At 59.0% G+C, this 12,565-nt stretch carries 14 protein-coding genes; 9 read left to right on the forward strand and 5 right to left on the reverse strand.

The features are described from left to right. Positions 1-78 precede the first annotated feature (78 nt). Positions 79-978: a LysR family transcriptional regulator gene (locus AC4HNJ_RS17570; protein WP_490480902.1), complete on the forward strand. Its 900-nt coding sequence runs from the start codon at positions 79-81 to the stop codon at positions 976-978. Here the strand turns inward: AC4HNJ_RS17570 and hflD are convergent. From hflD to AC4HNJ_RS17585, 3 genes are read right to left on the reverse strand one after another with little or no spacing between them, the layout of a single operon-like run. Next, positions 975-1,598 (reverse strand): high frequency lysogenization protein HflD, encoded by a 624-nt coding sequence (gene hflD, locus AC4HNJ_RS17575; RefSeq protein ID WP_490480949.1) that lies wholly within the window; start codon positions 1,596-1,598, stop codon positions 975-977. The genes AC4HNJ_RS17570 and hflD overlap by 4 nt on opposite strands. Positions 1,599-1,608: 10 nt before the next feature. Next, complete coding sequence (mnmA, locus tag AC4HNJ_RS17580) at positions 1,609-2,739, reverse strand: tRNA 2-thiouridine(34) synthase MnmA (RefSeq protein WP_490480903.1); 1,131 nt, start codon at positions 2,737-2,739, stop codon at positions 1,609-1,611. Continuing rightward, positions 2,736-3,227 (reverse strand): NUDIX hydrolase, encoded by a 492-nt coding sequence (locus tag AC4HNJ_RS17585; RefSeq protein ID WP_490480904.1) that lies wholly within the window; start codon positions 3,225-3,227, stop codon positions 2,736-2,738. Before AC4HNJ_RS17585 ends, mnmA begins: the two co-directional genes overlap by 4 nt. Positions 3,228-3,358: 131 nt before the next feature. Between AC4HNJ_RS17585 and clpS the strand changes: the two genes are divergently transcribed. Beyond that, positions 3,359-3,685, forward strand: coding sequence for an ATP-dependent Clp protease adapter ClpS (clpS, locus tag AC4HNJ_RS17590; protein ID WP_490480905.1), 327 nt, complete (start codon positions 3,359-3,361; stop codon positions 3,683-3,685). 122 nt (positions 3,686-3,807) lie between these two features. Then, positions 3,808-6,078: an ATP-dependent Clp protease ATP-binding subunit ClpA gene (gene clpA / locus AC4HNJ_RS17595; protein ID WP_490480906.1), complete on the forward strand. Its 2,271-nt coding sequence runs from the start codon at positions 3,808-3,810 to the stop codon at positions 6,076-6,078. An 87-nt stretch (positions 6,079-6,165) separates the two neighbouring features. Here clpA and infA read toward each other — a convergent pair whose 3' ends face one another. Together infA and AC4HNJ_RS17605 are read right to left on the reverse strand one after the other, a co-directional pair. Next, on the reverse strand, positions 6,166-6,384 hold the full coding sequence (gene infA / locus AC4HNJ_RS17600) for a translation initiation factor IF-1 (protein WP_115476254.1): 219 nt from the start codon (positions 6,382-6,384) through the stop codon (positions 6,166-6,168). Between the two features lie 82 nt (positions 6,385-6,466). Further along, the gene (locus AC4HNJ_RS17605) at positions 6,467-6,742 is read right to left on the reverse strand and encodes a polyhydroxyalkanoic acid system family protein (RefSeq protein ID WP_490480907.1); all 276 of its coding nucleotides are present in this window, start codon (positions 6,740-6,742) and stop codon (positions 6,467-6,469) included. Positions 6,743-6,842: 100 nt separating this feature from the next. Between AC4HNJ_RS17605 and AC4HNJ_RS17610 the strand changes: the two genes are divergently transcribed. The 6 genes from AC4HNJ_RS17610 (at position 6,843) to AC4HNJ_RS17635 (ending at position 12,526) form a co-directional block, all read left to right on the forward strand. Further along, a complete protein-coding gene (locus tag AC4HNJ_RS17610) occupies positions 6,843-7,610 on the forward strand; it encodes an FHA domain-containing protein (RefSeq protein WP_490480908.1) in 768 nt (255 codons plus the stop codon). Between the two features lie 86 nt (positions 7,611-7,696). Then, a complete protein-coding gene (gene serC, locus AC4HNJ_RS17615; protein ID WP_490480909.1) occupies positions 7,697-8,782 on the forward strand; it encodes a 3-phosphoserine/phosphohydroxythreonine transaminase in 1,086 nt (361 codons plus the stop codon). A gap of 79 nt (positions 8,783-8,861) precedes the next feature. After that, the gene (pheA, locus tag AC4HNJ_RS17620) at positions 8,862-9,950 is read left to right on the forward strand and encodes a prephenate dehydratase (RefSeq protein WP_490480910.1); all 1,089 of its coding nucleotides are present in this window, start codon (positions 8,862-8,864) and stop codon (positions 9,948-9,950) included. Beyond that, a complete protein-coding gene (gene aroA / locus AC4HNJ_RS17625; protein ID WP_490480911.1) occupies positions 9,947-11,254 on the forward strand; it encodes a 3-phosphoshikimate 1-carboxyvinyltransferase in 1,308 nt (435 codons plus the stop codon). The genes pheA and aroA overlap by 4 nt, the downstream gene beginning before the upstream one ends. 34 nt (positions 11,255-11,288) lie before the next feature. Further along, a complete protein-coding gene (gene kdsB / locus AC4HNJ_RS17630) occupies positions 11,289-12,062 on the forward strand; it encodes a 3-deoxy-manno-octulosonate cytidylyltransferase (protein WP_490480912.1) in 774 nt (257 codons plus the stop codon). Next, positions 12,044-12,526 (forward strand): low molecular weight protein-tyrosine-phosphatase, encoded by a 483-nt coding sequence (locus tag AC4HNJ_RS17635; RefSeq protein WP_490480913.1) that lies wholly within the window; start codon positions 12,044-12,046, stop codon positions 12,524-12,526. The genes kdsB and AC4HNJ_RS17635 overlap by 19 nt, the downstream gene beginning before the upstream one ends. The last annotated feature ends 39 nt before the right edge of the window (positions 12,527-12,565 follow it).

A 12,565-nucleotide genomic window follows, 5' to 3' on the forward strand; every position in this document is an offset into this window, starting at 1 on the left:
GGGACCATCCTCTCGCTTCGGCTCACTTTCCGACAGAGAAAGGGGGTGGCTGTGTGCCGGGTCGTTTATGCTTGGACGATGATTTCTACTCACTTATCGGCCGTTTCGCTGCGTGATCTGATCCTGGTCCAGGCCGTGCATCGCCATGGCAGTTTCAACAGTGCAGCCAGGGCCATGCATATCAGCCCATCCGGTCTGTCGCATCAGGTGCAGAAGGTGGAGCAGGCGCTTGGCGCTCCTTTGTTTGAACGTGGCGGCCGACGTGTGGTGCCTACAGCAGGCGGTCGATGTCTGCTAGAGCAGATCGATGCTGTACTCATGGCAGCCGAGCATTTGCAGCAAACCGCACGTGCCGGCGAAACAGCGTTTGGCGGTGAACTGCGTTTGGGTGTCCTGGCCACCTTGGGGCCTTATCTCTTACCGCACCTGATCGAACCGTTTCCGCAGCACTTCCCCGGTGCACGCCTGAGCCTGTCTGAAGGAAAGCCGCGCGGCTTACTGCGTCGCCTGCATGAGGGCGAGCTCGATGCAGTGCTGGCGCCACCGGCGTCATCGCTAAGCGGCATGGCTATGTGCCCGTTATTTTTCGAGCCGTGGGAGGTCTTGCTACGAGCCGATCATCCGCTCGCAGGCAAGCGTGTGATCTCGCTCGATCAATTGGATGCAGGCCAAGCGATCTTGATGGCAGAAAGCCATGCCGACGACGAAGGCTATGTGCAAGACGTCAGTCTGGAAAGTCTTGCTGCGCTCGTGACATTGCGGGGTGGGCATGCGCTGGTACCTGCATTGGCGCATGACCGGCTCGCCTCGATGCCGGACATCGTGCTGGCAAAAATCAAAGGCGCGTCACCCGGACGGGACATCGCGTTGCACTGGCGTGAGGCATCGCCATGGCATAGCGACCTTCGGGCCTTCGCCCTGCTGCTGCGCAAGCTGGCCAGACAGCGGCCAGGCTTGCGGTTGATGGAAAGCACTTAGCGATTATCCAGCGTGGTGCCTGTCAGCAATCCACGCGCCAGCATGCTGCATTGGCGCCGATACAACAGCAATTGCCACTGACGTCCGCCCATCTGACGCCAAAGTACGGCCGAACGCACCGATGCCAGCAGGCTGGCGCGTACCCGTTCCACCAAGGCGGGTTGCTGCAACCATTGCGGGTTGCCGGTAACCATGACACGGGGGCGCAAGGTCGATAGCGTGCTGGCATACAGCTCAGCGAGCCGGCTGAAAACCTGGGGGGAGTTGAGCCCGAAATGCTCGACCTGCCGCTTGGTTGCCAAAATGCCTTGTTGCAGGTGATCAAGCAGGTCCTGGCGGCGCGAAAGGCTGCGCTCCAATCGCATCACCGTAACGACCATGCGCGTAACGGCCATGTCTCGATTGCTTTCGTCCAGTTGGCCGATCAGCGCACGCAGTCCGAGACGGACGCCTGACACGCCGCCATAGACGCCGACGACCGAAGGCGCATCGATGCGAAACACGCTGGCAAGGCTGGCATCCAGGGCAAGATCGTCACAGCGCCCCTCGCTGGCCAATTGCTGCGCCAAGGAGGAGGCCTGGAACAGTCCGGCCAGGGCCAGTATGCGTTCCTCGGTGATGGCAAAGGTTTCAAACACGCGATGTCACACTCTCTGCAGGGATGTGGGGAAGGCCGCCGTAGGCGGCATCGGTCGCATCGATCACGGCGCCGCCCAGACATTCTTCGCCGGCATAAAAAACCACCGACTGTCCGGGTGTGACGGCGCGCTGAGGTTCCTCAAAACGGACCTCGACACGGTCGGCCGCCAACACGGACACTGTGCAGGCCTGATCATGTTGCCGATAGCGGGTTTTGGCGGTGCAATGAAATGTAGCGGCCGGAGGAGCGCCAGCCACCCAGGTTACCGCTTCGGCTACCAAATGTTGCGAATAAAGCCACTCGTTTTCGCCGCCCTGGGCGACGTAAAGAATATTGCGTGGCACATCCTTTCCTACCACGTACCACGGTTCGCCGCCGGCTTTTTGACGCCCGCCAATACCCAGACCGCTTCGTTGGCCGAGTGTGTAATACATTACGCCCTGATGTTCGCCCAATAGGCGTCCATCCGGGCTTCGCATTTCGCCACTCCGGGCCGGGATGTATTGGGTCAGAAACTGACGAAAATCGCGCTCTCCGATAAAGCAGATGCCAGTCGAATCCTTCTTGGCATGCGTAGGCAGTTCCGCTTTGCGTGCCAATTCACGGACCTTCGATTTCTCGATCTCTCCAACGGGAAACAACGTGGCGGCGAGCTGTCGCTGACCAAGCGCATGCAGGAAATAAGTCTGATCCTTGCTGGCGTCGACTGCACGCAAGAGGCGGAAGCGGCCTTCCAGGTTATCCACGCGCGCGTAGTGGCCGGTGGCGATTTTCTCGGCGCCTAGACTGTGTGCTTCGTCGAGGAAGGTCTTGAATTTGATCTCGCGGTTGCAGAGCACGTCCGGATTCGGCGTACGGCCCGCACGATATTCGGCGAGAAAATGCTTGAACACCCCGTCCCAGTATTCAGTCGCAAAATTGCGCGCATGAAACGGGATTCCCAGCCGCCCGCACACGGCCACGGCGTCTTTGCGATCCGCGTCGGTGGTGCAGGGGCCGCTGCGATCATCTTCTTCCCAGTTCTGCATAAACAGGCCTTCGACCTCGTAGCCTGCTTGCTGCAGCAGCAGGGCGGCGACGGACGAATCGACACCTCCGGAAATACCCAGCATCACCTTCATGCCGCGTCACCACCGGATAGCAGGCTTGTTACCGCCGACAGTGGCAGTCTTTGGCCTGCGAGCCAGTCATCGATGCTCATGAGAATCAGCGGGCTCCGCAATTGCTCACCTAGCTCGGTGATTTCGTGGCGTGTCATCCACAGCGCTTTCCGAATGCCGACATCCAGCGGTTGCTGAGGATCGTGGCTTAAAGGCCGCGCTGCAAAGCTGAAGCGCACGATCATGTCGCCGTGCTCATCGCTGCGCCATTGATGGACCCCAACCAGATGAGTCGGCTCTACCATCCAACCTGTTTCTTCGCGCGTTTCGCGCACCGCAGCCTGTAACAGACTCTCTCCGTCGTCCAAATGGCCGGCTGGCTGGTTATAGGCGACACGGCCGTTGACATCTTCTTCAACCATGAGGTAGCGATCGCCGCTTGCGACAATACATGCGACTGTCACATGTGGTCGCCACACCTCGTTACGTGGGTTCTCAAATACTTTCATTCTGAGGTCAAAAGGCCGGGGGTAGGCACTGGAAATAGCGTTATTGTGCCATTACCTCAAGCGAGGCCGCCCGGGAGCAGAATTATGGCTGGGCGTATACTGCAACCGAACAGGTACGAATCCCGTAAGACATGGCGAACGAATCCGAACAAGAACACGGTAGTGGACACGGACTTACTGTCGAGGTATCGAAGCCTGAGGTGGCACGGCCGCCTCTGTTTCAGGTGCTGCTATTGAACGACGATTTCACGCCGATGGATTTCGTGGTCGAGGTGCTGCGTACGTTTTTCGGCATGGACCAGGAGAAGGCCGTACAGATCATGTTGCACGTACATACCCGCGGTAGGGGTGTGTGCGGGGTGTTCACGCGCGAGGTGGCCGAAACCAAGGTCACCCAGGTGAACGAATATTCACGAGCCAATCAGCATCCTCTGTTATGCACGATGGAAAAGGTGTAAGACCTTGTCTAAAGCGTTTTGGCGGAGCCGGCGAGCGCGAAGACATTGATCCCCTCCTTTTTGGCCCCCATCTTGCATCCATCGCGGTAAAGCCGCCCATTATTGCAGTGGAGTAGGTCCGGATGTTCAGCAAGGATCTCGAAGTTACCATCGGCCAGTGCTACAAGCAGGCCCGCGAGCAACGCCACGAGTTCATGACCGTGGAGCACCTGCTGCTTGCCCTTACCGAAAATCAATCGGCGCTTGGTGCGCTGCGCGCCTGTGGCGCGGATCTTCCGCGCCTAACCCACGAGCTGGAAAAGATCATTGCCGAAACCGTGCCGGTACTTCCGCACGGTGATGAGCGCGATACGCAGCCCACGTTGGGATTCCAACGTGTCCTGCAGCGCGCTGTCTACCATGTGCAATCTTCGGGTCGTAAAGAGGTGACCGGCGCCAACGTGTTGGTCGCCATTTTCGGTGAAAAGGATTCGCATGCCGTGTATTTCCTGCACCAGCAGGAAATCACGCGGCTGGACGTGGTCAATTATATCTCGCACGGCATCGCCAAGATCGGCGACGAGTCCCCCAGCGGGGCGTCCGGGGCTGATCGAGAGGCAGAGGAAGGCGGCGAGGGTAAAGGTAATCCGCTGAGCGAATATGCCTCCAATCTCAACGAGCTGGCCTTGGAGGGCAAGATCGACCCACTGATCGGCCGTCAGGACGAGATCGAACGTACCATCCAGGTACTTTGTCGCCGGCGCAAGAACAATCCGCTTTATGTCGGTGAAGCTGGGGTCGGCAAAACCGCGCTGGCCGAGGGCCTGGCCAAACGAATCGTGGACGGCGAAGTGCCGGAAGTGCTTGAGAACGCAACTATCTGGGCGCTCGATCTGGGTGCCCTGGTGGCGGGAACCAAGTATCGCGGCGATTTCGAAAAACGGCTCAAGGCCGTCATCACGCAGCTGAAGAAGCAGCCGGGCGCCATTCTGTTCATCGACGAAATCCACACCATCATTGGTGCCGGTTCGGCGTCGGGAGGCACCATGGATGCGAGCAACCTGATCAAGCCTATGCTTGCGTCGGGTGAGTTGCGTTGCATCGGATCCACCACGTTCCAGGAATTCCGCGGCATCTTCGAAAAAGACCGGGCGCTGGCGCGTCGCTTTCAGAAGATCGATGTGGTGGAGCCGAGCGTGGCCGACAGCCTGGAAATCCTCAAGGGCTTGAAGTCCCGCTTCGAGGAGCACCACGGTGTGACCTATACACCCGAAGCGCTAAAGGCCGCGGTCGACTTGTCGGTGAAACATATTCCCGATCGCCTGCTGCCAGATAAGGCCATCGACGTGATCGACGAGGCCGGCGCGCGGCAACGCTTGCTGCCAGTCGATCAGCGCACCGGCAAGGTAGATGTGCCGGAAGTCGAGTACATCGTTGCGAAGATGGCGCGGATTCCTGCCAAGCAGGTATCGGCGTCGGATCGCGACGTGCTCAAGAACCTCGAGCGCAACCTCAAGATGGTGGTGTTTGGGCAAGATCCTGCGATCGAGGCGCTGGCGGCGTCGATCAAGATGGCACGCTCGGGGCTAGCCGATCCGTCCAAGCCAATCGGTTGCTTCTTGCTCGCTGGTCCGACCGGCGTGGGCAAGACCGAGGTGACCAAACAGCTGGCGATGCAATTGGGCATCGAAATGATCCGCTTCGATATGTCCGAATACATGGAAGCGCATTCTGTTTCCCGCCTGGTTGGCGCACCTCCGGGGTACGTTGGTTTCGATCAAGGTGGTCTGCTGACCGAGGCGGTGACCAAGCACCCGCACGCCGTGTTGTTACTCGACGAAATCGAGAAGGCGCACCCGGACGTGTTCAATATCCTGCTGCAAGTGATGGACCGCGGTGTTTTGACCGATACCAATGGACGGGAAGCCAACTTCAAGAATGTGGTCGTGGTGATGACAACCAATGCCGGCGCCCAGCAGGCGTCTCGCCGGGGTATCGGTTTCGTGAAGCAGAACCATTCTATGGATGCGATGGAAGTGATTCGCCGCAGCTTTACGCCGGAGTTCCGCAATCGCCTGGACGCGATCATCCAATTCAATGCATTGGACTTCGACCATATTCTGCGTGTGGTGGACAAGTTCTTGATCGAACTGGAATCGCAGTTGAGCGAGAAGCACGTTGCGCTGGATGTCGATGCCGACGCCCGCCGCTGGTTGGCCGAGCATGGCTTCGACCCGCAAATGGGCGCACGCCCGATGGCGCGCGTAATTCAAGAGAAGGTCAAGCGCGTGCTGGCGGACGAATTGCTGTTTGGCAAACTCGCCGAAGGCGGCAAGGTGATGCTAAGTGTTCGCGATGGCGAGTTGCAGGTGACTGCCGAGGCCGCTGAGCCGGTACCTGCAGCGGTTTCCTGATATCGATCGGAAGCAGGGCGAGAGAGCGAAAAAGCCGCGTACAATGCGCGGCTTTTTCATGTATCTGGGAACGGTTTACCCAACCTGTCACTTCATGCGGTAAGTGATCCGGCCTTTGGTCAGGTCATAGGGAGTCATCTCCACTTTGACCTTATCACCCGTCAGGATGCGGATGTAGTGCTTGCGCATGCGCCCCGAAATATGGGCGATGACAATGTGGCCGTTTTCCAGCTGCACGCGAAACATGGTATTGGGCAGGGTTTCCACCACCGTGCCTTCCATTTCAATGACGTCGTCTTTGGCCATGCGTTCCGGAGAGTTTGCGTAGGCCACCATGGCCGCGTAAGCCGTCGATTATGCCACGTATCCGCGATCGGTCAAAGAAGCATCAGCTGAAATGCTCGTCCAGCTTGCGCCGGATTTCTTGCTCGATCATGCCTTTGAGTGGAGAAAGAAGCATGCCGAGCTGGGCGCTCACATGGATTTCATCGGTATCGATCGCAATCTTGCCGTTGATCCCCGGGCGCTGAAAGACCAGCACTTCACCCTGCCATTGCGTCTGGACCTCGAATTTCTCTCGCATCCGTGCGGCGACCTTGTCGATCACGGCATGGGCTTCCACCGGAGAAAGTTGATGCGGACGGCGAACATCGATGGTAGGCATGGCAGTGCTCAACGGAAGGAACCAAGCATGATAAACGCAATTCCTGCCGATCATTCCCGCGCTTCTGCTAGAGTCGCGCCGTCACGTCGTTGGTCACTCCATGCGCATTGAGTTTTTCCAATCCAACCGGCCGGTATTCCATTGGAACCAGGCACTGCTTCGCGTGGGCAGTGATCCTGACAACGACCTTATACTGGCATCTGGCCAGGCAGCACCTCATCACTTGCGTATCAGTCTGGACCGTCGTGGTTGGGTGCTTGATGTGTTGCCTGACGCCACCCGCATCTACGTGAACGCCAGACCGGTGCGCGAACGTGCCATCCTGTATCCCGGCGATACACTCAGTCTGGGGGATTGCCGCATGCTTCTTTGCGCGGATGCAGCGCCTGCGGGGCGAATCTTGCCTGATGCACCAGAACCGGAACATTGCACGGTTGCCTTGCGTGCCGTGGCCGGCCCGCTGTCCGGTCGGGTATTTCCGCTATCGGATCGGCTGGAACTGGGACCGCAAGCACGAGTGCCCTTGGATCTTCCGCAAGGCGAAGTCGCCAGCCTGACGGTCTTTTGGCGCGATCATCGGTTGTGCTTGGAGAGCAGTCAGAAAGGTGATGCACGCTATCCGGTCCGGGTCAACGGAAACGTCGTGGAGCAGACGACGTTACTTCCTGGCGATCAGCTCGGTATCGGTATGCATCGTTTTCTTGTCGATGCCCCAGGGCTGGAACCGGAACCCGAGATCATCGTTCCTCCGGCGCCTGAGCCTCTGCCCGAGGAAGCTGCGGGGCCGCGGGGCGAAGTGTGGTGGCTGATTGCCACCGCGGCGGTGCTTGCACTAGGCATTGCCTTACTTTTGTTACTGCACTTCTGACACCACCGAGATGTTGTTTTTGCGATTGACGCGTTGTTGCTGCGTCGCGGCATAATGCACCGATCTCCCAAGATGAGAGCCGACGCGTGAGTAGGATATGGAATTTCAGCGCAGGTCCCGCGGCATTGCCGTTGCCGGTGCTTGAGCGTGCGCAGCGCGAGCTGCTGGATTGGAACGGCAGCGGTGCTTCGGTGATGGAGCAATCGCATCGTGGCAAGCGGTTCATTGCCATGGCTCAGCAGGTTGAAGCCACCCTGCGCGAACTGATGGGCATTCCCTCCGACTACGCCGTATTGTTTGAGCAAGGCGGCGCGACCCAGCATTTCGCTCAGATTCCTATGAATCTTGCAAAAGAAGGGCAGAGCGCGGACTACATCGTTACGGGGCATTGGAGCGAAAAGGCGGCGAGCGAGGCCGCACCGTACGTCCATGTAAACATAGCGGCGACAAGCAAGGGCGAAAACTACCTGCGCATGCCGGCACGCGAAACATGGAGGTTGAATCCCGATGCTGCCTACGTGCACATCGCCACTAACGAAACCATCCACGGTGTGCAGTTCCAGGAGATCCCCGATGCGGGTGACGTCCCGCTGATCGCGGATATGTCCTCCGACATTTTATCCGCCCCCATCGACGTCAGCCGCTTCGGCTTGATCTATGCGGGCGCACAGAAAAACATCGGACCGTCCGGCTTGGTTCTTATGATCATTCGCCGTGATCTGCTGCAGCGGCAGGGGCGTTCGATGGCGAGAATTTTTCGCTACGCAGAGCATGCGGCGAATGATTCGATGCTTAACACGCCCAACACCTGGGGCTGGTATCTGGCAGGACTCACCTTTGAATGGCTGAAGGAGCATGGCGGGCTTGTCGCCATGGCCGAGCGCAATCGCGAAAAAGCCGCTTTGCTTTATGCGGCCATCGACAACTCCGAAGGTTTTTATAGCAATCCGATCGATCCGCCGGTCCGTTCACGCATGAACGTGCCTTTTACGCTGCACGACAGCGCGCTCGATGCTGCTTTTCTGCAGGAATCCGAGGCAGCAGGGCTTCTTGCGCTCAAGGGGCATAAGGCTTTGGGGGGCATGCGCGCCTCGCTTTATAACGCCGTGCCCATGGAGGCGGTGCAGGTACTGGTTGCCTTCATGCAGGATTTTGCACTTCGCCACGGGTGATGCCGAAAACAGACAAACCTGTGAATTTCGGGCACTATTGTCCTTTGAATAGACTGCTTTACGTTTGGACATCCATCACATGAACGAGCCCAAATTGTCGCTGGTGCAGGTGCGGGAGCGCATCGACAGCATTGACCGGCAGATCCAGGAGCTGATCTCCGAGCGCGCCAACTGGGCCCGCGAAGTGGCCAAGGTAAAAGGTGAGGGCTTGTCGGCTATTGATTACTACCGCCCTGAGCGCGAGGCACACGTGCTGCGGATGGTCGTGGACCGTAACCATGGGCCACTCTCCGATGCGGAAATGGTTCGCCTGTTCCGCGAGATCATGTCGTCCTGTCTCGCACAGGAGGACCCCCTCAAGGTAGGTTATCTCGGTCCGGAAGGCACCTTTAGCGAGCAAGCCGTGCGCAAGCACTTCGGACATGCGGCGTATGGCCTGCCGCTGGGCAGCATTGAAGAAGTATTCCAGGAAGTCGCCGCAGGTCACGCAGATTTCGGTATCGTGCCAGTAGAAAACTCCGGTCAGGGTATGATCCAAATGACCCTGGACATGTTCCTCACCTCCAATGCGCGTATCTGCGGTGAAGTGGAGTTGCGCGTACATCAATGCCTGCTTTCACAACGTAGCTCGCTTGAAGGCATCAAGCGCGTCTATGGCCATGCGCAGTCCCTGCAGCAATGCAAAACCTGGCTGCGCGTGAACCTGCCCGATGCGGAATGCATTGCCGTCCACAGCAATGCTGAAGGTGCGCGGCTGGCCCGCCATGCAGACGATACGGCGGCCATTGCCGGAGCAACAGCCGCCAAGATTTACGGCTTGAAAGTGGTTGCCCAGGCCATCGAGGACCGGGCCGACAACACGACCCGCTTCCTGGTGATTGGCCGCTCGCTCTTTCCTCCGTCAGGCAATGACCGCACATCGCTCTTGATCAGCGTCAACGACAAACCGGGCGCGCTCTACGACGTACTGAGCCCGTTCGCCAAGCATGGCGTCAGCATGAATCGCATTGAATCACGGCCGGCACATACCGGCACATGGCAATATGCCTTTTTTATCGATGTCTCGGGTCATATCGACGATGCGCCATTGCAGGCAGCCCTGAAAGACATGGGGCCGATGGCTACGCAAGTGCGAGTGCTTGGTTCCTACCCAGTGGCACTGCCATGAGCGGTGCGCAACGTCTGGATTGGGTTAGCCGACCTGCCTCGCCCTTGCATGGCAATGTCTTCGTGCCGGGTGACAAGTCGGTCTCGCATCGTTCGATGATGCTATCGGCCATCGCCGAAGGAACCTCGCGCATTCGCGGTTTCCTTGAGGGCGAAGACACGCGCGCCACGGCCGCCGTGCTGGCGCAACTGGGTGTATCGATTGAAGCTCCGACGGCGGGCGAGCGCATTGTGCACGGGGTTGGATTGCACGGCTTGCGTGGATCAGATGAGTCGCTGGATTGCGGTAATGCTGGTACCGGCATGCGACTGCTGACTGGTTTGCTGGCGGGGCAATCATTCGATAGCGTGCTTATCGGCGATGAGTCACTCTCCAAGCGGCCCATGCGTCGCGTCACCGATCCTCTTGCGAACATGGGCGCGAAGATCGACACCCATGAGGGGCTGCCGCCTTTGCATGTGCACGGCAATCAACATTTGCATGGCATTCGTTATGAGCTACCAGTTGCCAGTGCCCAGATCAAATCGGCACTGCTTTTGGCGGGTCTCTATGCCGAAGGTGTCACAGAGGTCATCGAGCCTCACCCCACCCGTGATTACACCGAACGCATGCTGGCCGCCTTCGGGTGGCCTATCGTCTTTGCACCCGGCCACGCCAGGCTTGAAGGTGGTCATCGCTTGCGTGCGACGGATGTCGTCGTACCGGCCGACTTCTCCTCGGCTGCGTTTTTTTTAGTGGCCGCCAGCATCGTGCCCGGCTCTGAACTTCGGCTTCCGGCTGTCGGTTTGAATCCACGTCGCACCGGCTTGCTGAAAGCCTTGCAGCTGATGGGTGCCGATATTCGCATCGAAAACCCAAGCGAAAGCGGCGGTGAAGCCGTAGGGGATTTGTTCGTGCGTTACGCTCCCCTGCATGGTATCGAGCTGCCGGAGATAGTGGTGCCGGACATGATCGACGAGTTTCCGGTGCTGTTTATGGCAGCCGCGGTGGCACAGGGACGCACAGTGGTGCGCGGCGCGGCCGAATTGCGCGTCAAAGAATCAGATCGCATTGCTACGATGGCAGCCGGCATGCGCGCACTTGGAATTCAAATCGAAGAAACACCGGACGGAGCCATCATCGATGGAGGCGTCATAGGTGGTGGCACCGTGGATAGCCATGGCGATCACCGTATCGCGATGAGTTTTGCGGTGGCAGGATTGCTGGCGAAAGATGCCGTGACCATTCGCGATTGCGCTAATGTCGCTACCTCGTTTCCCGGCTTTTTCGATCTGGCCAACCGTTGTGGGTTCGTGCTGAGCTAACGCCTTCGTTTCGAAGGCCTGCCGCGAGTGACGCATGTCCGTTCCTGTTCCACCCTTCATTGTCGCCATACCTGCTCGTTATGCTTCCACCCGGTTGCCGGGGAAGCCTTTGCGTGCCCTTGCAGGACAGCCCATGGTCGTGCGTGTGGCTCAACGCGCGCTGCAGGCTGGTGCGACGCAAGTTATCGTAGCGACGGACGACCAGCGCATCGCCGATGCCCTGGCAGGGCAAGGCGTGGAGGTATGCATGACGCGCCCCGACCATGCTTCGGGCAGCGATCGCCTCGCCGAATGTGCCGCTTACTATGGCTGGTCGCCAGAAACCATCGTTGTAAATCTGCAAGGCGATGAACCTTTTGCGCCAGCTGCAGGTATTCGGGAAGTGGCGCGCGCGCTGGCCGAGGACGATGCGCCCATGGCCACCCTGGCAACACCGATTTCGGATGTGCATGAACTGTTCGATCCAAACACGGTAAAGCTGGTCCGGTCGACACATGGCCGTGCCTTGTATTTCAGCCGTGCGCCAATACCTTGGGCGCGGGATGCCTTTTCGGTCAACAAAGATGTACTGCCAGAGGATTTACCGTTTCTGCGGCACATCGGCATCTACGCCTATCGCGCCGGTTTCTTACAGCAATATGCCAGTCTGCCACGCACGTCGCTGGAGCAGGCCGAGTCGTTGGAACAGCTGCGCGTGCTTGAGCACGGTTTTGCTATCGCCGTCCGGTTGACGCCGGAACCATTCCCGCCCGGCATCGACACCGAGGCTGACCTGCAGCGGGCCGAGGCATGGGTAGCCAAACTTTAACTCCGCGTAGCGTCCTGTTCGTTTGCCTCGGCAATATCTGCCGATCGCCGTTGGTTGAAACGGTTGCACGTCATCACCTGGTGAATGAGGGATGGGCTATCAAGGTGGCGTCGTGCGGTACCGGTGGATGGCATGCCGGCGAACAGGCAGATCCGCGCATGCGCGCGGCGGCGGCGCGTGCCGGCTACGAATTGGAAGCTCATCGCGCACGCCAGCTTTGCGCTGAAGATTTTGACCGTTACGATCTCTTGTTAGCGATGGACAGCGCCAACCTGCGCGACATGCTGCGCCTATCCGGCGGCAAGGCGCAGGATAGGCAAGCCTTGTTTCTGGAATGGACAGGTACCATGCCGCCACGCGATTTTCCCGACCCGTACTATGGTGAACTCACCGGCTTTGCACATGCCGTCACCCTTGCCGAGCGAGGCGTGCGGGGGCTGATCGAACGTCTGCGTCGGGGCTGAACGCGGACTGCAGGAGGTGAGGTAGCGCGTGTCGCGAAC

It is taken from the genome of Dyella sp. SYSU CM1112 (assembly GCF_058216415.1).